This is a genomic window from Klebsiella sp. 141203 (genome assembly GCF_032601985.1).
GTDB classification, from domain to species: Bacteria; Pseudomonadota; Gammaproteobacteria; order Enterobacterales; family Enterobacteriaceae; genus Klebsiella; species Klebsiella aerogenes.
In genome coordinates, this window is the sequence record NZ_JAQIRL010000003.1 from 58,822 (window position 1) to 79,471 (window position 20,650).

The 20,650-nt window shown below is 55.3% G+C and carries 26 protein-coding genes; 13 read left to right on the forward strand and 13 right to left on the reverse strand.

Going from position 1 to position 20,650, the window contains the following annotated elements:
• Positions 1-345 precede the first annotated feature (345 nt).
• From PGR29_RS12840 to mtgA, 4 genes are all read left to right on the forward strand, one after another.
• The gene (locus tag PGR29_RS12840) at positions 346-1,272 is read left to right on the forward strand and encodes a TIGR01212 family radical SAM protein (RefSeq protein ID WP_316424665.1); all 927 of its coding nucleotides are present in this window, start codon (positions 346-348) and stop codon (positions 1,270-1,272) included.
• Positions 1,273-1,379: 107 nt separating this feature from the next.
• Positions 1,380-3,716: an aerobic respiration two-component sensor histidine kinase ArcB gene (gene arcB / locus PGR29_RS12845; RefSeq protein WP_213708996.1), complete on the forward strand. Its 2,337-nt coding sequence runs from the start codon at positions 1,380-1,382 to the stop codon at positions 3,714-3,716.
• Between the two features lie 234 nt (positions 3,717-3,950).
• Entirely contained in the window at positions 3,951-4,604 is a 654-nt protein-coding gene (gene elbB / locus PGR29_RS12850) for an isoprenoid biosynthesis glyoxalase ElbB (RefSeq protein WP_213316676.1), read from the forward strand.
• Positions 4,601-5,326: a monofunctional biosynthetic peptidoglycan transglycosylase gene (gene mtgA, locus PGR29_RS12855; protein ID WP_113373140.1), complete on the forward strand. Its 726-nt coding sequence runs from the start codon at positions 4,601-4,603 to the stop codon at positions 5,324-5,326. The genes elbB and mtgA overlap by 4 nt, the downstream gene beginning before the upstream one ends.
• A 22-nt stretch (positions 5,327-5,348) precedes the next feature.
• Here the strand turns inward: mtgA and npr are convergent, their stop codons facing one another.
• Genes npr through PGR29_RS12910 form a run of 11 tightly spaced genes read right to left on the reverse strand, consistent with a single transcriptional unit; the run spans position 5,349 to position 13,233 of the window.
• Positions 5,349-5,621, reverse strand: coding sequence for a PTS phosphocarrier protein NPr (npr, locus tag PGR29_RS12860; RefSeq protein WP_002918431.1), 273 nt, complete (start codon positions 5,619-5,621; stop codon positions 5,349-5,351).
• The gene (rapZ, locus tag PGR29_RS12865) at positions 5,618-6,472 is read right to left on the reverse strand and encodes an RNase adapter RapZ (RefSeq protein WP_015369491.1); all 855 of its coding nucleotides are present in this window, start codon (positions 6,470-6,472) and stop codon (positions 5,618-5,620) included. Before rapZ ends, npr begins: the two co-directional genes overlap by 4 nt.
• Before the next feature lie 45 nt (positions 6,473-6,517).
• Positions 6,518-7,006 (reverse strand): PTS IIA-like nitrogen regulatory protein PtsN, encoded by a 489-nt coding sequence (gene ptsN / locus PGR29_RS12870; RefSeq protein WP_015369492.1) that lies wholly within the window; start codon positions 7,004-7,006, stop codon positions 6,518-6,520.
• 58 nt (positions 7,007-7,064) lie between these two features.
• Positions 7,065-7,352 (reverse strand): ribosome hibernation promoting factor, encoded by a 288-nt coding sequence (gene hpf / locus PGR29_RS12875; protein WP_004125711.1) that lies wholly within the window; start codon positions 7,350-7,352, stop codon positions 7,065-7,067.
• Between the two features lie 22 nt (positions 7,353-7,374).
• Positions 7,375-8,808, reverse strand: a complete 1,434-nt coding sequence (gene rpoN / locus PGR29_RS12880; RefSeq protein ID WP_045377984.1) for an RNA polymerase factor sigma-54 — start codon at positions 8,806-8,808, stop codon at positions 7,375-7,377.
• Between the two features lie 47 nt (positions 8,809-8,855).
• Positions 8,856-9,581, reverse strand: coding sequence for an LPS export ABC transporter ATP-binding protein (gene lptB, locus PGR29_RS12885; RefSeq protein ID WP_004206203.1), 726 nt, complete (start codon positions 9,579-9,581; stop codon positions 8,856-8,858).
• Positions 9,582-9,587: 6 nt separating this feature from the next.
• On the reverse strand, positions 9,588-10,133 hold the full coding sequence (lptA, locus tag PGR29_RS12890; protein ID WP_015369494.1) for a lipopolysaccharide ABC transporter substrate-binding protein LptA: 546 nt from the start codon (positions 10,131-10,133) through the stop codon (positions 9,588-9,590).
• Positions 10,102-10,677 carry an LPS export ABC transporter periplasmic protein LptC gene (lptC, locus tag PGR29_RS12895; RefSeq protein WP_015369495.1) on the reverse strand — a complete coding sequence of 192 codons (576 nt, stop codon included), beginning with the start codon at positions 10,675-10,677 and terminating at the stop codon, positions 10,102-10,104. Before lptC ends, lptA begins: the two co-directional genes overlap by 32 nt.
• On the reverse strand, positions 10,674-11,240 hold the full coding sequence (gene kdsC / locus PGR29_RS12900) for a 3-deoxy-manno-octulosonate-8-phosphatase KdsC (protein ID WP_015369496.1): 567 nt from the start codon (positions 11,238-11,240) through the stop codon (positions 10,674-10,676). Before kdsC ends, lptC begins: the two co-directional genes overlap by 4 nt.
• Before the next feature lie 14 nt (positions 11,241-11,254).
• The gene (kdsD, locus tag PGR29_RS12905) at positions 11,255-12,241 is read right to left on the reverse strand and encodes an arabinose-5-phosphate isomerase KdsD (RefSeq protein WP_015369497.1); all 987 of its coding nucleotides are present in this window, start codon (positions 12,239-12,241) and stop codon (positions 11,255-11,257) included.
• A gap of 14 nt (positions 12,242-12,255) precedes the next feature.
• A complete protein-coding gene (locus tag PGR29_RS12910; protein WP_113373138.1) occupies positions 12,256-13,233 on the reverse strand; it encodes a calcium/sodium antiporter in 978 nt (325 codons plus the stop codon).
• 206 nt (positions 13,234-13,439) lie between these two features.
• Here PGR29_RS12910 and mlaF point away from each other — a divergent pair, with 206 nt between their 5' ends.
• The 7 genes from mlaF to murA all read left to right on the forward strand — a co-directional run bounded on the left by mlaF (position 13,440) and on the right by murA (position 18,247).
• Positions 13,440-14,252, forward strand: a complete 813-nt coding sequence (gene mlaF / locus PGR29_RS12915; RefSeq protein WP_015369499.1) for a phospholipid ABC transporter ATP-binding protein MlaF — start codon at positions 13,440-13,442, stop codon at positions 14,250-14,252.
• A 7-nt stretch (positions 14,253-14,259) separates the two neighbouring features.
• Entirely contained in the window at positions 14,260-15,042 is a 783-nt protein-coding gene (mlaE, locus tag PGR29_RS12920; protein WP_015369500.1) for a lipid asymmetry maintenance ABC transporter permease subunit MlaE, read from the forward strand.
• 4 nt (positions 15,043-15,046) lie between these two features.
• Positions 15,047-15,598, forward strand: a complete 552-nt coding sequence (gene mlaD, locus PGR29_RS12925) for an outer membrane lipid asymmetry maintenance protein MlaD (RefSeq protein WP_045378020.1) — start codon at positions 15,047-15,049, stop codon at positions 15,596-15,598.
• 18 nt (positions 15,599-15,616) lie between these two features.
• Complete coding sequence (gene mlaC, locus PGR29_RS12930; protein WP_015369502.1) at positions 15,617-16,252, forward strand: phospholipid-binding protein MlaC; 636 nt, start codon at positions 15,617-15,619, stop codon at positions 16,250-16,252.
• Positions 16,252-16,542, forward strand: coding sequence for a lipid asymmetry maintenance protein MlaB (mlaB, locus tag PGR29_RS12935; RefSeq protein WP_015369503.1), 291 nt, complete (start codon positions 16,252-16,254; stop codon positions 16,540-16,542). Before mlaC ends, mlaB begins: the two co-directional genes overlap by 1 nt.
• Positions 16,543-16,678: 136 nt before the next feature.
• A complete protein-coding gene (ibaG, locus tag PGR29_RS12940; RefSeq protein ID WP_015369504.1) occupies positions 16,679-16,933 on the forward strand; it encodes a BolA family iron metabolism protein IbaG in 255 nt (84 codons plus the stop codon).
• A 54-nt stretch (positions 16,934-16,987) separates the two neighbouring features.
• Positions 16,988-18,247, forward strand: coding sequence for a UDP-N-acetylglucosamine 1-carboxyvinyltransferase (murA, locus tag PGR29_RS12945; RefSeq protein ID WP_045394960.1), 1,260 nt, complete (start codon positions 16,988-16,990; stop codon positions 18,245-18,247).
• Positions 18,248-18,309: 62 nt separating this feature from the next.
• On the opposite strand, the gene sfsB is transcribed toward murA, so the two are convergent.
• Entirely contained in the window at positions 18,310-18,582 is a 273-nt protein-coding gene (sfsB, locus tag PGR29_RS12950; protein ID WP_087859930.1) for a DNA-binding transcriptional regulator SfsB, read from the reverse strand.
• A 194-nt stretch (positions 18,583-18,776) separates the two neighbouring features.
• Positions 18,777-19,748: an octaprenyl diphosphate synthase gene (gene ispB / locus PGR29_RS12955; RefSeq protein WP_045394958.1), complete on the reverse strand. Its 972-nt coding sequence runs from the start codon at positions 19,746-19,748 to the stop codon at positions 18,777-18,779.
• Positions 19,749-20,008: 260 nt separating this feature from the next.
• On the opposite strand from ispB, the gene rplU reads away from it, so the two are divergent.
• The gene (gene rplU / locus PGR29_RS12960) at positions 20,009-20,320 is read left to right on the forward strand and encodes a 50S ribosomal protein L21 (protein ID WP_015703604.1); all 312 of its coding nucleotides are present in this window, start codon (positions 20,009-20,011) and stop codon (positions 20,318-20,320) included.
• A 21-nt stretch (positions 20,321-20,341) separates the two neighbouring features.
• Positions 20,342-20,599 (forward strand): 50S ribosomal protein L27, encoded by a 258-nt coding sequence (gene rpmA / locus PGR29_RS12965; RefSeq protein ID WP_002434222.1) that lies wholly within the window; start codon positions 20,342-20,344, stop codon positions 20,597-20,599.
• Positions 20,600-20,650 lie beyond the last annotated feature (51 nt).

The following is a 20,650-nucleotide window of genomic DNA, read 5'->3' on the forward strand; positions in this document are numbered from 1 at the left end:
GGCATATAAACTCTCAGGGATGCGTAATCTAGTGTGATCTGTCTCACTATATCCGCAGCCTAAGATTACCTTTCTGTGCTGAATTGTTTTTTTATAGCAGAGTATTTGACTGCTGGTGTTCTTAATGGCAGGAAATAAAACTGTTTTTTGCTGCGTCAAAGATAATTGAAACTCAGTATTGAAGTATAAGTAAATGTTATTACCGCGGGCGTGAATGAAACCGCGTTTATTTTGATTGATTATGCAATGAGGTAAGCGGCCGCGCTGACGATTGATCCAGGTCATCGCCGTCGGAGGCTAAAAATGGCAGGCTTGGCCCCTTTCTTGAGGCCGGTCTATCAGATTATGCAGTTACAAAAATTAGTCAACATGTTTGGTGGGGATCTTACGCGCCGCTACGGCGAAAAGGTACATAAACTGACGCTGCATGGTGGATTTAGCTGCCCGAATCGCGATGGCACAATCGGCCGCGGCGGCTGCACATTTTGTAATGTCGCCTCCTTCGCCGACGAAGCCCAGCAGTACCGTTCGATTCACGATCAACTGGCGCACCAGGCGCAGTTGGTTAACCGAGCGAAACGCTACCTTGCTTATTTCCAGGCCTACACCAGCACCTTTGCCGAAGTACAGCTGCTGCGTTCAATGTATCAGCAGGCGGTGAGCCAGGCGAATATCGTTGGGCTGTGCGTCGGCACCCGTCCCGACTGCGTTCCCGATGCGGTGCTGGATCTGCTCAGCGAATATCGGGAGCAGGGCTATGAAATCTGGCTGGAGCTGGGATTGCAGACCGCGCATGATAAAACGCTGCATCGTATCAATCGCGGCCATGACTTTGCCTGCTACCAGCGCACCACCCGACTGGCGCGCGAGCGCGGATTAAAGGTCTGCGCGCATCTTATCGCCGGCCTGCCGGGCGAATCCCAGCAGCAGTGCCTGCAAACCTTGCAACGGGTAGTCGAAACCGGGGTCGATGGCATCAAGCTGCACCCGTTGCACATCGTGACCGGCAGCATCATGGCGAAAGCCTGGCAGGCGGGGCGCCTGAACGGTATTGCGCTGGATGATTATACGGTCACCGCCGGTGAGATGATTCGCCATACCCCGCCGGAGGTGATTTATCATCGCATCTCGGCCAGCGCCCGTCGCCCGACGCTCCTGGCGCCGCTGTGGTGCGAAAACCGCTGGACCGGTATGGTCGAGTTGGACAAATACCTTAATACCCATGGCGTTCAGGGGTCGGCATTGGGGACGCCGTGGGTCCTGCCCGCCTGATGTTCCACTTCCTTAACGGCTGATTACCGCCGCATTTTTTGCACAACTTACAGCGTAATGTTCAGAATTGGGTATTATTGTGCGGAGTTGGCGATAAGGAATCCCTCATGAAGCAAATTCGTATGCTGGCGCAGTACTATGTCGATCTGATGATGAAGTTAGGTCTGGTGCGCTTTTCAATGCTGTTGGCTCTGGCGCTGGTGGTGCTGGCTATCGTGGTGCAGATGGCCGTCACGATGGTGCTGCATGGGCAGGTTGAGAGTATCGATGTTATCCGCTCTATATTCTTCGGGCTGCTGATTACCCCCTGGGCGGTCTATTTTCTGTCGGTGGTGGTCGAACAACTGGAAGAGTCGCGCCAGCGACTCTCGCGGCTGGTGGAAAAGCTGGAAGAGATGCGCGAGCGCGATCTTAAGCTTAACGTGCAGCTCAAGGACAATATCGCCCAGTTGAATCAGGAAATTGGCGAACGTGAGAAAGCGGAAGCGGAACGTGAAACCACGCTGGAACAGCTGAAAATAGAGATGAAAGAGCGTGAAGAGACGCAGATTCAGCTGGAACAACAGTCCTCCTTCCTGCGCTCTTTCCTTGATGCCTCACCGGATCTGGTTTTCTATCGTAACGAAGATAAGGAGTTCTCCGGCTGTAACCGGGCGATGGAATTGTTGACCGGAAAAAGCGAAAAGCAGCTGATTCACCTCAAGCCGCAGGATGTCTATAGCGAAGAAGCCGCGGTAAAAGTGCTGGAGACCGATGAGAAAGTCTTCCGCCACAATGTCTCGCTAACCTACGAACAATGGCTCGATTATCCCGATGGGCGTAAAGCCTGCTTTGAGATCCGCAAGGTCCCCTACTATGACCGCGTGGGCAAGCGCCGTGGCCTGATGGGCTTTGGCCGCGATATTACCGAGCGTAAGCGCTATCAGGACGCGCTGGAGCGCGCCAGCCGGGACAAGACCACCTTTATCTCAACCATCAGCCACGAGCTGCGTACGCCGCTCAACGGCATCGTTGGGCTCAGCCGCATCCTGCTGGATACTGAACTGACCAACGAGCAGGAAAAATATCTGAAAACTATCCATGTTTCAGCGGTGACGCTGGGGAATATCTTCAACGATATTATCGATATGGATAAGATGGAGCGGCGCAAAGTTCAGCTTGATAATCAGGAGGTGGATTTTACCAGCTTCCTTGCCGATCTGGAGAACCTCTCAGGCCTGCAGGCGCAGCAGAAAGGTTTGCGCTTTGTGATGGAGCCAACCCAGCCGCTGCCGCATAAGGTGATAACCGATGGCACGCGTCTGCGGCAGATCCTGTGGAACCTGATCAGCAATGCGGTGAAGTTTACCCAACAGGGCAATGTCACCGTGCGCATCCGCTATGACGAAGGCGATATGCTGCACTTCGAAGTCGAGGACTCCGGTATCGGCATCCCGCAGGCGGAGCAGGACAAAATTTTCGCCATGTATTATCAGGTGAAAGACAGCCACGGCGGTAAACCGGCAACCGGTACCGGGATTGGGCTGGCGGTGTCGCGCCGTCTGGCGCGCAATATGGGCGGCGATATCAGCGTGACCAGCCAGCCGGGGCAGGGGGCGACGTTTACCCTGACCGTACACGCGCAGGCGGTAGCTGATGAAGTTGAAGATACGCTGGCCGAAGACGATATGCCGCTGCCGGCGCTGAACGTGCTGCTGGTGGAAGATATCGAACTGAACGTGATTGTCGCCCGTTCGGTGCTGGAAAAATTGGGCAACAGCGTGGACGTGGCGATGACTGGTAAAGCCGCGCTGGAGATGTTCGAACCCGGCGAATACGACCTGGTGCTGCTGGACATTCAGCTACCGGACATGACCGGCCTCGATATCTCGCGACAGCTAAAACAACGCTATGCCGCCGATGAGTTGCCGCCGCTGGTGGCGCTGACCGCCAACGTCCTGAAGGACAAAAAAGAGTACCTTGATGCCGGCATGGATGATGTACTGAGCAAGCCGCTGTCGGTACCGGCGTTAACCGCGATCATCAAGAAATTCTGGGATGCGCCGGAAGACGATGGCCATGAGCCGCCCGCGGTGGATGTGGCGAAATCGGCATCGGTACTGGATACCGACATGCTGGAACAATATATCGAGCTGGTGGGGCCGAAGCTGATTACCGACGGGCTGGCGGTGTTCGAGAAGATGATGCCGGGCTACATGTCCGTGCTGGAATCGAATCTCACCGCGCGCGACCAGAAAGGTATTGTCGATGAAGGCCATAAAATTAAGGGCGCGGCGGGGTCGATAGGCTTGCGCCATATCCAGCAGTTGGGGCAGCAGATCCAAACGCCAGATTTACCTGCCTGGGAAGACAACGTCGGCGAGTGGGTGGAAGAGATGAAATCCGAGTGGCAAAACGATGTTGCGGTACTGAAGGCCTGGATTGCGGCTGCGGATAAAAAATGACCCCGGATAAACCGGGGTGCGCGAATACTGCGCCAACACCAGGGAACTGGTTGTTGAGCCAGGATTGTTCGAGTGATTTTTTTACACGGCGCAACCTGAGGATTTGGCTTGCTCGCTCATTAAGATAGCAAACCATAAATATTTTGTTACGTGAATCGGTAAAATATGTGAAGCATAGCGAGTAAATCAAAATTATTTACTTGTTTCATAGAGTTGCGCTAAGGGGTTAGCAAGATGAAGAAGATTGGCGTGGTACTAAGCGGCTGCGGCGTTTACGACGGCGCAGAAATTCATGAAGCGGTCATTACCCTGTTGGCCATTGCGCGTCGCGGCGCGCAGGCGGTTTGCTTTGCGCCGGATAAGGCGCAAAGCGACGTGATCAACCATCTGACCGGCGAAACGATGGCGGAAAGCCGCAACGTGCTGATTGAAGCGGCGCGCCTGGCGCGCGGCGCTATTCAGCCTTTGGCCAGCGCCCGCGCGGACGAGCTGGATGCGCTGATTGTGCCCGGCGGCTTTGGCGCGGCGAAAAACCTGAGTAATTTTGCCGCCCAGGGGAGTGAGTGCGCGGTTGACCGCGATTTGCAGACGCTAACGCTGGCGATGCACGAAGCGGGTAAGCCGCTGGGCTTTATGTGTATCGCACCGGCGCTGTTGCCGAAGATTTTCCCGACGCCGCTGCGGATAACCATCGGTACCGATCCGGATACTGCCGAGGTGCTGGAAGAGATGGGCGCGGAGCACGTGCCGTGCCCGGTTGACGACATCGTGGTCGATGAAGACAACAAAGTAGTGACTACGCCTGCTTATATGCTGGCGCAGAATATTGCCGAGGCCGCCAGCGGTATTGAGAAACTGGTCGATCGCGTACTGGTTCTCGCTGAATGAGTAAGCGTGTTGCGCCGCTGGCGATGATCAAGCGCCTGCTGTTACGCCTGGCGCTTATCTGCGTGGTGTTCTGGGGCGGCGGTATCGCCTTATTCAGCGTCCTGCCGGTGCCGTTCTCAGCGGTGATGCTGGAGCGCCAGGTTAGCGCCTGGTTCTCCGGTGATTTTCATTATGTCGCCCATTCTGATTGGGTTGGGATGGACGAGATTTCCCCCTGGATGGGGCTGGCGGTGATTGCCGCTGAAGATCAGAAATTCCCCGACCACTGGGGTTTTGACGTGCCGGCAATCGAAAAAGCGCTGGCGCACAACGAACGGAATGAAAATCGAATTCGCGGCGCGTCGACGCTCTCTCAGCAGACGGCGAAAAACCTGTTTTTATGGGATGGCCGTAGCTGGTTGCGCAAGGGGCTGGAAGTGGGGCTGACGGTCGGCATTGAAACGGTCTGGAGCAAGAAGCGCATTCTTACCGTGTACTTGAATATTGCCGAGTTTGGCGACGGTATTTTCGGCGTAGAAGCGGCGGCCCAGCGCTATTTTCATAAGCCGGCCAGCCGTTTAACCCCTGCAGAGGCCGCGCTGCTGGCGGCGGTATTACCGAACCCGATTCGTTTTCGCGCCGATGCGCCGTCAGGCTATGTTCGCAGCCGACAGGCGTGGATCCTGCGCCAGATGCGTCAGTTAGGCGGCGAAGGCTTTATGCAGGCCAATAAGCTGCATTAACCGCGATCCCGCCGGGAGATGATTAGTCTTCATCAAACCCGGCGTTGAATAGCGCAATCACCGCCGCCAGCGCTTCGACTTCCTGCGGGCCGCTGGCCTCAACCTCAATTTGGCGTCCTTTGGCGGAATCCAGCATCAGCAGGGCGATAACGCTGTTGGCTTCCGCCTCCGTGCCTTCGTCGTTGCGTAGCAATACTTCCGCATCGAAATTCTGCATCAGCTCGAAAAGCTTCATTGCCGGGCGCGCGTGCATGCCCAGCTTGTTGGTGATTTCAACGGTTTGCTTGACGGTCATGATTTACGTTTTTCCAGCGTCCGGTGACGAGATTGTACGTTCTTACCGCGCGAGCGGAAGTAGTCAGCCAGCTGTTCGGCAATATAGACCGAGCGATGCTTACCGCCGGTACAACCAATGGCCACCGTCAAATAGCTGCGGTTATTGGTTTCCAGCATTGGCAACCATAGCTCAAGATAGCTACGCGTCTGATAAATAAAGTTATGCACTTCCGTATGGCGATCGAGGAAGGCGGCAACCGGTTTATCGAGGCCGGTCATCGGGCGCAGCTTTGGATCCCAGTGCGGGTTTGGCAGGAAGCGGACGTCAAAGACGTAATCGGCATCGATAGGGATACCGTGTTTGAAGCCGAATGATTCAAACACCATCGTCAATTCACGCTCGCGTTTACCTAACAGGCGAGTACGCAGCATCTCGGCCAGTTCATGCACCGACATTTCGGAAGTATCGACGATCAGATCCGCACGGGAGCGCAGCGGCTCAAGCAGATCGCTCTCTTCGTCGATCGCGCTTTCGAGCGACAGATTCTTGCTGGAGAGCGGATGCAAGCGGCGGGTATCGCTGTAACGGCGGATCAGGGTGTTGCGGTCGGCATCAAGGAACAGCAGCTGCGGGGAGAAGGATTCCGGCAGATTCTGCATCGCTTGTTCAAAGATTTCCGGTGATTCCGGCATATTACGCACGTCAATGCTGACGGCCGCGGAGATATCGCGGTCGGCCAGCGTTCGCGCCAGCTCAGGCAACAGCACTACCGGCAGGTTATCCACACAGTAGAAGCCCATATCTTCCAGCGCTCGCAGGGCGACGGATTTCCCCGAGCCAGAGCGGCCGCTGACGATCATCAGTACCATGTACCGTTTCTCCTCAGTACGATAAAGGTTAAGTCGCGACTCACGTTAAGCGTCATCGCTGCTTCCTGCTTCGGTGATGATCTCATACAACTCTTCATCGCTCACCGCAGCGCGCAGGCGACGGCAGATGGTTTTGTCCGCCAGACGTTTGGCGACCAGCGAGAGCGTATGCAGATGGGTTTTGGTTTGATCGGCCGGCACCAGTAGCGCAAACAGCAGATCGACCGGCTGATTGTCGATCGCATCGAAGGCGATCGGCGTTTCCAGCTGCACAAAGACGCCAACGGCGCGCAGGGTATCCTCTTCAAGCTTGCCGTGAGGGATCGCAATGCCGTTGCCGATCCCGGTACTGCCCATTTTTTCACGGGTCAGGATCGCTTCAAAGACCACCTGCGGCGGTAAACCTAGCTGCTTCGCCGCCAGTTCGCTGATGATTTCCAGCGCGCGTTTCTTGCTCTGGCAGTGAACCTGGCTACGGGTACAATCCTGGTTAAGGACATTGCTCAGTTGTAGAGCGGAATCGTTGTTCATCATAATTTCACCTGAGCTGCCCTTATCCGCGGGCTGCGGATAAGGGCGATCGCCCGGACAATTAGTGTTGTTTCAGTTTATCTTTATGTTTTGTTAACTGTCTTGCCAGCTTATCGATAAGACCATCGATAGCGGCATACATATCCTGCCCTTCCGCACTGGCATGGATTTCGCCACCGTTGACATGCAAATTGGCGTCCGCGATTTGCGTCACCTTCTCTACTTTTAACACAATATAGACCTGGTTGATCCTATCGAAAAACTGCTCCAGTTTGCTGAACTTCGTGGTAACGAAGTCGCGCATAGCAGGAGTGATCTCGACGTTGTGTCCTGTAATGTTGAGCTGCATAGTGTCTTCCTTATCGGTTGTGTCAGACCAGTTGTTTGCGCTGGTTTGACGGCGGAATGGATAAAGACTCTCGGTACTTAGCAACAGTGCGTCGCGCCACCATAATACCCTGATCGGAGAGCATGGTGGTGAGCTTGCTGTCGCTCAACGGCTTCGCGGGGTTCTCCGCGGCGATTAACTTCTTCACCAGCGCGCGAATGGCGGTAGACGAGGCTTCGCCGCCGCCTTCGGTATTGACGTGGCTGGAAAAGAAATACTTCAACTCAAAAATACCGCGTGGACTGTGCAGATATTTTTGCGTGGTAACGCGTGAAATTGTTGATTCATGCATCTCGACGGCCTGGGCGATGTCCGCCAGCACCATCGGTTTCATAAATTCTTCGCCCTGCTCAAAGAAGGCCTGCTGTTGCTCGACGATGCAGCGGCTCACGCGCAGCAGGGTATCGTTACGGCTCTCAAGGCTTTTAATCAGCCAGCGAGCTTCCTGCAGGTTGCTGCGGATAAACTGGCTGTCGGCGTCGTTGCGCGCATTATTGCCCATCGCCGCGTATTGCTGATTGATTTTCAGCCGCGGAATGCTGTCGGAATTGAGTTCGACGACCCAGCGGCCGCTGACTTTACGCACCAGCACATCCGGGATCACGTATTCCGGCTCGCTGGTTTGAATGGACTGCCCCGGGCGCGGATCCAGCGACTGGATCAGGCAAACCGCCTCTTTCAGAACGTCTTCTTTCAAGCGGGTGACGCGCATCAGGCTGCGGAAATCATGGTTGGCCAGGAGATCAAGATGCTCGCTGATGATCAACCGGGCTTCTTCCAGCCATGGTGTCTCTTTGGCAAATTGTGAAAGCTGGATCAGCAGACAGTCACGGAGATCCCTGGCGGCGACGCCGACCGGATCGAAACGCTGCACGCGTTTGAGTACCGCTTCAACTTCCTCAAGACCAATTTCATCATCTTCGATACTATCGACAATGTCCTGAATGGGAATAGTAAGGTAACCGGTATCGTCAACGGCATCGACGATGGAGGTGGCAATCGCGCGGTCGGTATCGGTGAAAGGCGTGAGCTCAACCTGCCACATCAGATAATCCTGCAGGCTCTGGGTGGTTTCACCCTGATAGATCGGCAGTTCATCGTCCTGGTAGTCGACGCCATTACCCGACGGCGTGCCGGCGGTGTAGATTTCATCCCAGCTGGCGTCCAGCGGAAGCTCATCCGGCATCTCTTTTTGTTCGAGCGCGTCGACGGTATCCAGAGATTCGCGGTCCTCGGCTTCTGTGGTCTCAACCTCTTCGTGAAGATCGGTTTGCTCAAGCAACGGGTTACTCTCCAGCGCCTGCTGGAGTTCTTGCTGGAGTTCTAACGTGGACAGCTGCAACAAGCGGATAGCCTGCTGCAGTTGGGGCGTCATGGCAAGCTGTTGGCTTAGCCTTAATTGCAAACCTTGCTTCATGTTCAGGGTCAATATCTCCGGCTAAAACGTCTATAACCTCTACCCTATCAGAGTCTGAAGTCTTCCCCAAGGTACACGCGTTTTACCTGCTCGTCTTCAAGGATTTGCTGCGGGGTGCCGTGGGCGATGAGGTGGCCCTGGCTTACGATATAAGCTCGTTCACAAACCGCCAGCGTCTCCCTGACGTTATGGTCAGTAATGAGTACGCCCAGCCCGCTGTCGCGCAGGTGTTCGATGATACGTTTAATATCGATAACGGAGATAGGGTCAACCCCGGCGAACGGTTCATCCAGCAGGATGAATTTCGGGTTCGCCGCCAGCGCGCGGGCGATTTCGACGCGGCGGCGTTCACCGCCGGAGAGCGCCTGACCCAGGCTATCGCGCAGGTGTTCGATGTGGAACTCTTCCATCAGCTCTTTAGCGCGATCTTCACGCTGCTCGCTGCTGAGATCGTCGCGGATTTGTAGCACCGCCATCAGGTTATCGTAGACGCTCAGGCGGCGGAAAATAGAGGCTTCCTGCGGCAGGTAACCGATGCCGCGGCGCGCGCGGGCATGTAGCGGCAGCAGGCTGATATCTTCATCGTCAATGATAATGTTGCCGGCATCGCGCGGCACGATGCCCACTACCATATAAAAGGTGGTGGTCTTACCGGCGCCGTTCGGGCCCAGCAGGCCGACGATTTCACCGGAGTTGACGGTCAGGCTGACGTCTTCCACCACGCGGCGGCCTTTGTAGGCTTTGGCGAGGTTTTTTGCAGTTAATGTTGCCATAACGGATTACTTACCTTTCTTCTGCTGATCGCCGCTTTTGTCCTGCAACTGCGAAGGCACCAGCACCGTAGTCACGCGACCGCCTTTGTTGCTGAAGGCCTGCATTTTCTGCTCTTTCACCAGATAGGTGATTTTGTCGCCCTGAATATTGCTATCCAGCTGTTCCAGATGCGCGTTGCCGGTCAGCACCACGAAATCGTTCTGCAGTTCATAATGCATTTTCGACGCGCGGCCTTTCACCGGCTTACCGTTGTCCTGCATCTGATAGAAGGTGGCCGGATTGCCGAAACCGTCGATCACTTCTTTGCCTTTTTCACCGCCAGGGCGGGTAACCACGACTTTGTCGGCATTGATCTTAATGGTCCCCTGGGTGACGACTACGTTGCCGGTGAAGGTCACGACGTTGCCCTGCATATCCAGCGACTGCTGATCGGATTCGATGTGAATCGGCTGATCGGTATCGCCGGTTTTTGCCAGAGCCGGCAGGCTGGCGGCCAGAAGCGCGCTTGCGAGCGCAATGTTAAGGCTGAGTTTGTTTGTTCTGAATTTCATAAGAGGTTCTAACCTTTTCAATCAGCTCGGCATTTTTGCTGCGTAGGTTCCCGCGCATTTTCAGGCCGCTGGAATTAAATGTTGTTCCGTATAACGTCACCATATCGTCAGAGGTTACATCCTGGGTCACCAGGTTTACCTGCGCGTTATCGGTGGTAATTTTGCGCAGTTGAGAGTCGGGACTCAACGCGTCGACCTCAACGTGGCCGTAAAGATACAGCATACGGTCGTTGGTTAACTTGGCTTTATCCGCTCTGATTGACCAGGTCGGAACCTTATTGGTATCAAAGGTGGTCATCACCGGGTTGGTGAACCACGATACTTCTTGTTCGGAAAAGTATTCGACATGCTCGGCTATCAGACGATAGCTCAGCGCGCCTTCCGGGCTGTACACCACGGTATCGGTATGCTCGCTTTTATACGTCGGATCGTTAGGATTGACCGCGACGGTCGCGGTGTCGTCCGTACTCGCCAGGTTCAGGCCGATCAGGATCAACGCGACCAGCGATAGTAAGATGATAACCCAACGTCTGGTTTTACTCATATTGATTGCCCTTTGGCCTCATCAAGCTTGCCCTGCGCCAATAGTAACAAATCGCAGACTTCGCGTACCGCGCCGCGTCCGCCGTTAATTCGCGTGACGTAATTCGCCCGTGGCAGCAGCAGCGGATGCGCATCGGCGACGGCGACGCTTAAACCGACTTCCGCCATTACCGGCCAGTCGATCAGATCGTCGCCAATATAAGCCACTTCATCCGGGCGAACCGCCAGTTTGCTTAATAATTCACGAAACGCCAACAGCTTATCGGACTGACCTTGATACAGATGCGTAATGCCCAGCGTCTGGCAGCGGTCTTCTACCAGTTTAGCTTTTCGCCCGGTAATAATCGCGACTTCAATACCGGAAGTTAGCGCGCAGCGGATCCCGTAGCCATCGCGGACGTTAAACGCTTTCAGCTCTTCGCCGTTGTTGCCCATATAGATAAGGCCGTCGGAAAGCACGCCGTCGACGTCGAGGATCAGTAAACGGATCTTCGCCGCCCGGTCGATAAATTCCTGGCTTACCGGCCCGTAGCAGGTGTCGACCTGGGCATCAGCATTATTCATTATTTTATCCTTACTTACACTACGCCAGCGCGCAGCAGATCGTGCATATGTACCACACCTAGCAGTCGGTCGCCATCGGCAACCAGCACGCAGGTGATATGGCGGGACTGCATCAGGTTGAGCGCATCTACCGCCAGCATGCCCGGACGAATGCGGATCCCGCCTGGAGTCATGACTTCAGCGATGCTGGCGTTGCGCATATCGACGCCGGTATCGAAGACGCGGCGCAGATCGCCGTCGGTGAAGATGCCGATGATATTCATCTCGTCATCGCAGATGGCCGTCATGCCCAGATTTTTGCGGGTGATTTCCAGCAGCGCGTCGCGCAGGGTAGCCTGCAGGCCGACGTGGGGGATCTCGTCGCCGGTATGCATAATATCATTGACCCGCAGCAGCAGCTTACGACCGAGTGCGCCGCCGGGGTGCGACAGGGCGAAATCTTCGGCGGTAAAACCGCGCGCTTCGAGCAGCGCCACGGCGAGGGCGTCGCCCATCACCAGCGCGGCGGTGGTGCTGGAGGTCGGCGCCAGACCTAGCGGACAGGCTTCTTTCGGCACTTTCACGCACAGATGAATATCGGCGGCGCGCGCCATGCTGCTATCCGGACGACTGGTGACGCAGATAAGCGGCACCTGCTGGCGTTTAAGCACCGGAATCAACGCCAGGATTTCATTGGATTCACCGGAGTTAGATAACGCGATGACCACATCCTGCGGCGTCACCATCCCCAGATCGCCGTGCGCGGCTTCACCGGGGTGGACAAAAAAAGCCGAGGTACCTGTACTGGCGAAGGTCGCCGCCATTTTGCGCCCGATATGACCGGATTTGCCCATACCCATCACGACGACCTTACCGCCGCAGCGGAAAATCGTCTCACAGGCGCGGGTGAAATCTTCATTAATATACTGATCGAGCTGGGCCAGACCTTCACGTTCAATTTCCAGAACCTGACGTCCTGCCTGTTGAAAGTCAAAATCCGTTGGCAAATCTATTTGCGACATGATGTTATCCCAATTCATTCAACGAAGTACGGCGCTGAACAAAACAGCAGCGCCAACCAAACCATAAAGCCGCCGACCAGCAAGGCGCCCGCTACGCGACCCGGCTGCCGTTTACGCCGCCAGCACAGCAGCGCGAAGATCGCGCTCACCAGCAGCATCACGCTGTAGTCGCGCGTAAAAGCTTCGGCAGGGAAGGCGCCAGGGGCGATTAACGCCGGCAGCCCGAGCACCAGCACGAGGTTAAGAATATTGGCGCCAATGATATTCCCGATGGCGATATCGTCTTCCCCTTTTCGTGCGCCGGCGATGGCGGTGGCCAGTTCCGGCAGGCTGGTGCCGATAGCAATAACCGTTAAGCCAACCGTCAGTTCACTAATGGCGAAATAGTTCGCCAGCACCGTGGCGTTATCCACCACCATGCGGGTGGCCATCGGCATGACGATCATCGCCACCCCGAGCCACAGCAGGGCGACGGGCAGCGAACCGCCGCGCGGCAGCTCCGCCAGCTGTTCCCGCGTCAGGCTATCGCTGCCCTGACGTTCCGCCAGGCGCGCTATTTTTAGAGTGAACACCAGCCATAGTATGGCCAGCGCCAGTAAAAACAGACCATCCAGACGCGACAGCTGGCCATCGTAGAGCACAAATCCCGCCAGTAAACTAACCAGCAACATTAACGGCAATTCGCGGCGCAGGATATCAGAATGCACGGTAAATGGATGGAGCAGGGCGGCAAGACCGAGAATTAATAGAATATTCGTAATATTGGATCCCAACGCCGTACCGATCGCCAGATCGGTTTGCCCGTGAAGGGAGGCCGCGGTGGAAACGATGATCTCCGGCAGGCTGGTACCGATGCTCACGACAGTCATGCCGATGATGAGCGGCGGGATCCCCATCATGCGACACAGTATTGAAGCGGCGTATACCAGACGATCGGCGCTGTAAACTACCAGCAGTAAACCAATTATTAACAGAGCCGTTGCTAAGAGCATCTAAAGTCCTTTCTTCAGGTATAATCGTCGCCTCGCTGGCCGTCCGTACACAGCGTAACGAATTCTTAATTTTGACTTTATGTGTGGCAAAAGTAAAACAAATGCCAGCTTTCGCTAACCCGGGCAGGTAAGATTCTGTAAAAATGTTGGGTTTGTGGTGAAAGAAAGCGCCATGCTTAGCCCGAAGGTTTAGTAAGGATGATTTTATGAGCCAAACTCTGGCGAATTTAGTCGAGGTTCGCGGTATTCGTTTCTCTCGGGGCGACCGCGTCATCTTCGATGATATCTCGCTATCGGTGCCTCGCGGCAAGATTACCGCCATTATGGGGCCATCGGGGATCGGCAAGACGACCCTGCTGCGTTTGATAGGCGGCCAGATCCCGCCGGACAGCGGCGAGATCCTGTTTGACGGCGAAAACGTGCCGCAAATGACGCGCTCGCGGCTGTATACCGTGCGTAAACGCATGAGCATGCTGTTTCAGTCCGGCGCGCTATTCACCGATATGAACGTGTTTGATAACGTAGCTTACCCGCTGCGTGAACATACGCAGTTGCCGGATGCGTTGCTGCATACCACCGTCATGATGAAGCTGGAAGCGGTTGGGTTACGCGGCGCGGCGAAACTGATGCCTTCGGAGCTCTCCGGCGGGATGGCGCGGCGCGCGGCGCTGGCGCGGGCGATTGCCCTTGAGCCGGATCTGATCATGTTTGACGAACCCTTCGTCGGACAGGATCCCATCACCATGGGCGTATTGGTTAAACTTATCTCAGAGCTGAATAGTACCCTGGGAGTGACCTGCATTGTGGTATCGCACGACGTGCCGGAAGTGCTGAGCATTGCGGATTACGCCTACATTGTGGCGGATAAGAAAATCGTTGCCCACGGCAGCGCGCAATCGCTGCGTGAAAATAGCGATCCGCGCGTGCGCCAGTTCATTGATGGCATCGCTGACGGCCCGGTGCCGTTCCGCTATCCTGCGGGCGATTACCACCATGATTTATTAGGCAAAGGGAGTTAAACGACTCATGCTATTTAATGCGCTGGCAGCGCTCGGACACCGCGGCATCAAAACCACCGCGACCTTCGGGCGCGCCGGATTAATGCTATTTAATGCCGTGGTGGGCAAGCCGGAATTTCGCAAGCATGCGCCGCTGCTGGTACGCCAGCTGTATAACGTCGGCGTGCTATCGATGCTGATTATTATCGTCTCGGGGCTGTTCATCGGTATGGTACTGGGGCTGCAGGGCTATCTGGTATTAACGACCTATAGCGCAGAGACCAGTCTGGGTATGCTGGTGGCGCTGTCGCTGCTGCGCGAGCTGGGGCCGGTGGTGGCAGCGCTGCTGTTCGCCGGACGAGCCGGTTCGGCGTTAACCGCCGAGATTGGCCTGATGCGGGCGACCGAGCAGCTCTCCAGCATGGAAATGATGGCGGTAGATCCGCTGCGCCGGGTGATTTCGCCGCGCTTCTGGGCCGGAGTCATCTCGCTACCGCTGTTGACGATCATTTTCGTCGCCGTGGGCGTCTGGGGCGGTTCGCTGGTTGGCGTCAGCTGGAAAGGCATCGACGCGGGGTTCTTCTGGACCGCGATGCAAAACGCCGTCGACTGGCGAATGGATCTGGTTAACTGCCTGATTAAAAGTCTGGTTTTTGCCGTTACGGTAACCTGGATTGCGTTATTCAATGGTTATGACGCTATCCCCACTTCCGCTGGGATTAGCCGGGCAACGACGCGCACCGTGGTGCATTCGTCGCTGGCGGTTCTGGGGCTGGATTTTGTGCTGACTGCGCTGATGTTTGGGAATTAAGTTCATGCAAACGAAAAAAAATGAGATCTGGGTAGGTGTGTTCTTACTGGCAGCGCTGCTGGCGGCGCTGTTTGTCTGTCTGAAGGCGGCAAACGTGACCTCGTTACGTACCGAACCGACTTATCGTCTTTATGCGACCTTCGATAACATCGGCGGCCTGAAAGCGCGTTCACCGGTGCGTATTGGCGGCGTGGTGGTTGGTCGCGTCGCGGATATCACCCTCGATCCAAAAACCTATCTGCCGCGCGTTGCCATCGATATCGACGAAAGCTACAACCACATTCCGGATACCAGTTCGCTGGCGATTCGTACTTCTGGTTTGCTCGGGGAGCAGTACCTGGCGCTGAATGTCGGTTTCGAAGACCCGGAACTGGGCACCGCTATTCTTAAAGACGGCGGTACGATTCAGGACACCAAGTCCGCGATGGTACTGGAAGATCTGATAGGCCAGTTCCTCTATAACAGCAAGGGCGGCGATAATCAGAATTCTGACAATGATAAGGCGGCGGCTGAGGGTCATACTGACGCTACGCCGCAGGCCGGCATGACGCATTAATTTCAGGAGAGACAAGATATGTTTAAACGCTTACTCATGGTCGCCATGCTGGTGATTGCTCCACTGACCGCCGCGCATGCCGCGGATCAAACTAACCCGTATAAGCTGATGGACGAGGCGGCGCAGAAGACCTTCGATCGTCTGAAGAACGAACAGCCGAAGATCAAAGCGAACCCGAACTATCTGCGTGATATCGTCGATCAGGAACTGCTGCCTTACGTGCAGGTGAAATACGCCGGCGCGCTGGTGCTGGGCCGTTACTACAAAGAGGCTACGCCTGCACAGCGTGAAGCCTACTTCGCCGCCTTCCGCGAGTATCTAAAACAGGCTTACGGTCAGGCGCTGGCGATGTATCACGGCCAGACATACCAAATTGCGCCTGAGCAGCCGCTGGGCAGCGCAACCATCGTTCCGATTCGCGTCACTATCCTCGATCCGAACGGCCGTCCTCCGGTACGTCTGGACTTCCAGTGGCGTAAGAATACCCAAACCGGCAACTGGCAGGCTTATGACATGATCGCCGAAGGCGTCAGCATGATCACCACCAAACAAAACGAGTGGAGCGACCTGCTGCGTACGAAAGGCGTTGATGGTCTGACCGCGCAGCTGAAAGCTATTTCAGCCCAGCCGATCACTCTGGATCAGAAAAAATAATGAGTGAACAACTGAGCTGGAACCGCGACGGTGAACGCCTGGCGTTGCGCGGCGAACTGGATCAGGAATTTATACTGCCGCTATGGAATGCACGCGCGCAGGCGACCGACGGCGTATCCACTATCGACCTCAGCGACGTTTCACGGGTCGATAGCGCCGGGGTGGCGTTACTGGTTCATTTTGTCGCGCTGGTACGTCGGCAGGGCAAAACGGCGCAAGTGGTGGGGAAAAGCGAAAACCTGCAAACGCTGGTCAGTCTTTACAACCTTCCGGCGGACATGATCCCGTAATTTTTTCAGTGAGTTAATGCTGAAGCTATTCTGAAAGCCCCATCAATCTGTTCGATGGGGCTTTTTGCTTGTTTAAGACAGCGCCACTTTCCTCTAAGATGTTGGGCTGTTTTCACTCTCAGAAAAATTTGATCCCATGGAAAATCATGAAATTCAGACCGTGCTGATGAACGCACTCTCCCTTCAGGAAGTCCACGTCTCTGGCGATGGCAGCCACTTTCAGGTTATCGCTGTGGGTGAGATGTTCGACGGCATGAGCCGGGTAAAAAAACAGCAGGCTATCTACGCGCCGCTGATGGAATATATTGCCGACAATCGCATTCATGCGCTGTCGATCAAAGCGTTTACCCCGCAAGAATGGGCGCGCGATCGCAAACTTAATGGCTTTTAAGCTGTAGGGATGTTCCCTACAGCATTGATGAATTTTTAACCGAGAACAGAATCAATGGATAAATTCCGTGTTCAGGGGCCGACTCGCCTGCAGGGCGAGGTCACCATTTCCGGCGCTAAAAACGCTGCCCTGCCAATCCTCTTTGCCGCGCTGTTAGCCGAAGAGCCGATTGAAATCCAGAACGTACCGAAGCTGAAAGATATCGATACCACCATGAAGCTGCTGAGTCAGTTGGGCGCGAAGGTCGAGCGCAATGGTTCCGTATGGATCGATGCCGGTCCGGTAAATGTTTTCTGTGCTCCGTACGATTTAGTGAAAACCATGCGTGCTTCCATTTGGGCGCTGGGGCCGCTGGTGGCGCGTTTCGGCCAGGGCCAGGTTTCTCTGCCGGGCGGCTGCGCTATCGGCGCGCGTCCGGTCGACCTGCACATTACCGGCCTGGAACAGCTGGGCGCGGAAATCAAACTGGAAGAAGGTTATGTGAAGGCGTCAGTCAACGGGCGTCTGAAAGGCGCGCACATCGTGATGGATAAGGTGAGCGTAGGCGCGACCGTGACTATCATGAGCGCGGCGACGCTGGCTGAAGGCACCACCGTTATCGAAAACGCCGCGCGCGAGCCGGAAATCGTCGATACCGCCAACTTCCTTAACGCGCTGGGTGCGAAAATCAAAGGCCAGGGCAGCGACCGTATCACCATCGAAGGCGTCGCGCGTCTGGGTGGCGGCGTTTATCGCGTACTGCCGGACCGTATCGAAACCGGTACCTTCCTGGTTGCCGCGGCGATCTCCGGCGGTAAAATTATGTGCCGCCATGCGCAGCCGGATACCCTGGATGCGGTACTGGCGAAGCTGCGTGAAGCTGGCGCGGATATTGAAGTCGGTGAAGACTGGATTAGCCTCGATATGCACGGTAACCGTCCGAAAGCGGTCAACGTGCGTACCGCGCCGCACCCGGGTTTCCCAACCGACATGCAGGCTCAGTTCACTTTGTTGAACCTGGTGGCTGAAGGGACTGGCGTTATCACCGAAACCATCTTCGAAAACCGCTTCATGCACATTCCGGAACTGATCCGTATGGGCGCGCACGCGGAAATTGAAAGCAATACCGCGATTTGCCATGGTGTCGCGAAGCTGTCTGGCGCACAGGTCATGGCGACCGACCTGCGTGCATCTGCAAGCCTGGTGCTGGCGGGTTGTATTGCGGAAGGGACGACCATCGTCGACCGTATCTATCACATCGATCGCGGCTATGAGCGCATCGAAGATAAACTGCAGGCTCTGGGCGCGAATATCGAACGCGTCAAAGGCGAGTAATCCCGCTTCGGTAGCAGCCCTCTGACGTCCGTCCGGGGGCTGTTATCGAGCTCTCCCTCACATTAGGTCTTATTTCTCTTCTGACGCATCATCTGCGTTCTGTCGATGAACTGATGGGTAATGGGATCGTGATAACGCGATGGCCAGATAACCCACGGCTCGGTTCCCAGCGCGTTAGCAATAATCAATTCGCCCTTTGGCCACGGACGGGTTAGCGCGTTGGCAAGCGTAGAAGAGCTTAAACCGTGACGTCGCGACTCAGCTGCGAGCGACGTCCCCTTTTTGCGAAGGCCGGCAATAATATCCGCTGAATGCCAGTCGATGAACTTATCCATAAATTCTCCCGGTGATAACTGTCTGCGCGTCAATACGGACGGCTGGAATACTATACCCTGGTTCTTATATGGTTTTAACAAGTTCCCTTATTGTTCCTGTATATTCAGAATATATTAAGGTTTCTGGCGTCATTTGAAGGATATTGGATTTTATTGGAACTCTCCCGCGCAATGCGCGCGGGAGAAAGGGGGGATTAGTGGTCGCGCTGAACGGCGATATGGGCAAGGCCGATGAGCGCCTCGCGCCACGGCGTATCCGGCAGAACCTGCAGCGCGGCGATAGCTTTATCGGCTTCTTCTTCCGCACGTTTCTGCGTCCACTCCAGCGAACCGCAGGCCGCCATGGTTTCAAGTACCGCGTCAAGCAAATGGCGCCCGTTCCCCTGCTCGATAGCGCCGCGAATCATCGCCGCCTGATCCGGGGTACCGTGATGCATCGCGTGCAGCAGAGGCAGCGTTGGTTTGCCTTCGTTCAGGTCATCACCGACGTTTTTGCCAAGGCGTTCGCCATCGGAACTGTAATCCAGCAGATCGTCAATCAGCTGGAACGCGGTGCCGAGGTAACGGCCATAATCCTGCAGCGCCTGCTCTTCTTCCGCGCTGCAACCAGCCAGGATGCCGGAACACTGCGAAGCGGCTTCGAACAGACGGGCGGTCTTACTGTAGATGACCCGCATATAGTTCTCTTCCGTGATATCCGGGTCGTTGACGTTCATCAACTGCAGGACTTCGCCTTCGGCGATGACGTTTACGGCTTCCGACATCACTTCCAGCACCTTCAGCGAACCGAGACGGGTCATCATCTGGAAGGCGCGGGTGTAGATAAAGTCGCCCACCAGTACGCTGGCGGCATTGCCGAATGCGGCATTGGCCGTCGCCTTGCCGCGGCGCATATCGGACTCGTCGACGACGTCGTCATGCAGTAGGGTCGCGGTATGAATAAATTCGATCAGTGCGGCAATGTTGACGTGCGCATTCCCCTGATAGCCGACCGCGCGAGCTGCAAGCACGGCGATCATCGGACGAATACGTTTACCGCCTCCGCTGACGATGTAGTAGCCTAACTGATTGATAAGCTGAACATCTGAGTTGAGCTGCTCAAGGATTGCCGCATTGACACCCGCCATATCCTGCGCGGTTAACTCATTGATTTTTTCTAAATTCATCGCAAAAGCCGGGCCAAATGTCCTGTTACCGCGAATCCAGGTGGGATCACAGAAGGATTAAGATAGAATTAAAAGAAGATATGATTGTACTGAAAAATCAGCGCAGATAAACGTTAGCGTGAAAGTTGTGTTTTTTTTCTGCGTTGATCGATGATCGCTCTTGTCAAAGGGTCGCGTTTTGCGTAATATTCGCGCCCTATTGTGAATATTTATAGCGCACTCTGAATCACACGAAGAGGTGCGCGGAAGCGGAGTTTTATATGTACGCGGTTTTCCAAAGTGGTGGTAAACAACACCGAGTAAGCGAAGGTCAGACCGTTCGCCTGGAAAAGCTGGACATCGCAACTGGCGAAGCTGTTGAGTTCGCTGAAGTTCTGATGATCGCAAACGGTGAAGAAATCAAGATCGGCGTTCCTTTCGTTGAGGGCGGCGTGATCAAAGCTGAAGTTGTTGCTCACGGTCGTGGCGAGAAAGTTAAAATCGTTAAGTTTCGTCGTCGTAAACACTATCGTAAGCAAGCAGGCCATCGTCAGTGGTTCACTGATGTGAAAATCACTGGCATCAGCGCCTAAGACTTGAGGGAGTAGATTTAAATGGCACATAAAAAGGCTGGCGGCTCGACTCGTAACGGTCGCGATTCAGAAGCTAAACGTCTGGGCGTAAAACGTTTCGGCGGTGAAGCAGTTCTGGCAGGTAGCATCATCGTTCGTCAACGTGGTACTAAATTCCACGCTGGCACCAACGTTGGTTGCGGCCGTGACCACACTCTGTTCGCTTTGACTGACGGTAAAGTCAAGTTCGAAGTTAAAGGCCCGAAAAACCGTAAATTCATCAGCATCGTTGCTGAATAAGTTTTTCGCGTCCTGGTGACGGATGAAAGCCCCGCAACACGTTGCGGGGCT

Bases quoted from the DNA above. Each gene is read 5' to 3' on its own strand.
- PGR29_RS12840 (WP_316424665.1), top strand. From the start codon at position 346: ATGCAGTTACAAAAATTAGTCAACATGTTTGGTGGGGATCTTACGCGC.
- arcB (WP_213708996.1), top strand. From the start codon at position 1,380: ATGAAGCAAATTCGTATGCTGGCGCAGTACTATGTCGATCTGATGATG.
- elbB (WP_213316676.1), top strand. From the start codon at position 3,951: ATGAAGAAGATTGGCGTGGTACTAAGCGGCTGCGGCGTTTACGACGGC.
- mtgA (WP_113373140.1), top strand. From the start codon at position 4,601: ATGAGTAAGCGTGTTGCGCCGCTGGCGATGATCAAGCGCCTGCTGTTA.
- npr (WP_002918431.1), bottom strand. From the start codon at position 5,621: ATGACCGTCAAGCAAACCGTTGAAATCACCAACAAGCTGGGCATGCAC.
- rapZ (WP_015369491.1), bottom strand. From the start codon at position 6,472: ATGGTACTGATGATCGTCAGCGGCCGCTCTGGCTCGGGGAAATCCGTC.
- ptsN (WP_015369492.1), bottom strand. From the start codon at position 7,006: ATGATGAACAACGATTCCGCTCTACAACTGAGCAATGTCCTTAACCAG.
- hpf (WP_004125711.1), bottom strand. From the start codon at position 7,352: ATGCAGCTCAACATTACAGGACACAACGTCGAGATCACTCCTGCTATG.
- rpoN (WP_045377984.1), bottom strand. From the start codon at position 8,808: ATGAAGCAAGGTTTGCAATTAAGGCTAAGCCAACAGCTTGCCATGACG.
- lptB (WP_004206203.1), bottom strand. From the start codon at position 9,581: ATGGCAACATTAACTGCAAAAAACCTCGCCAAAGCCTACAAAGGCCGC.
- lptA (WP_015369494.1), bottom strand. From the start codon at position 10,133: ATGAAATTCAGAACAAACAAACTCAGCCTTAACATTGCGCTCGCAAGC.
- lptC (WP_015369495.1), bottom strand. From the start codon at position 10,677: ATGAGTAAAACCAGACGTTGGGTTATCATCTTACTATCGCTGGTCGCG.
- kdsC (WP_015369496.1), bottom strand. From the start codon at position 11,240: ATGAATAATGCTGATGCCCAGGTCGACACCTGCTACGGGCCGGTAAGC.
- kdsD (WP_015369497.1), bottom strand. From the start codon at position 12,241: ATGTCGCAAATAGATTTGCCAACGGATTTTGACTTTCAACAGGCAGGA.
- PGR29_RS12910 (WP_113373138.1), bottom strand. From the start codon at position 13,233: ATGCTCTTAGCAACGGCTCTGTTAATAATTGGTTTACTGCTGGTAGTT.
- mlaF (WP_015369499.1), top strand. From the start codon at position 13,440: ATGAGCCAAACTCTGGCGAATTTAGTCGAGGTTCGCGGTATTCGTTTC.
- mlaE (WP_015369500.1), top strand. From the start codon at position 14,260: ATGCTATTTAATGCGCTGGCAGCGCTCGGACACCGCGGCATCAAAACC.
- mlaD (WP_045378020.1), top strand. From the start codon at position 15,047: ATGCAAACGAAAAAAAATGAGATCTGGGTAGGTGTGTTCTTACTGGCA.
- mlaC (WP_015369502.1), top strand. From the start codon at position 15,617: ATGTTTAAACGCTTACTCATGGTCGCCATGCTGGTGATTGCTCCACTG.
- mlaB (WP_015369503.1), top strand. From the start codon at position 16,252: ATGAGTGAACAACTGAGCTGGAACCGCGACGGTGAACGCCTGGCGTTG.
- ibaG (WP_015369504.1), top strand. From the start codon at position 16,679: ATGGAAAATCATGAAATTCAGACCGTGCTGATGAACGCACTCTCCCTT.
- murA (WP_045394960.1), top strand. From the start codon at position 16,988: ATGGATAAATTCCGTGTTCAGGGGCCGACTCGCCTGCAGGGCGAGGTC.
- sfsB (WP_087859930.1), bottom strand. From the start codon at position 18,582: ATGGATAAGTTCATCGACTGGCATTCAGCGGATATTATTGCCGGCCTT.
- ispB (WP_045394958.1), bottom strand. From the start codon at position 19,748: ATGAATTTAGAAAAAATCAATGAGTTAACCGCGCAGGATATGGCGGGT.
- rplU (WP_015703604.1), top strand. From the start codon at position 20,009: ATGTACGCGGTTTTCCAAAGTGGTGGTAAACAACACCGAGTAAGCGAA.
- rpmA (WP_002434222.1), top strand. From the start codon at position 20,342: ATGGCACATAAAAAGGCTGGCGGCTCGACTCGTAACGGTCGCGATTCA.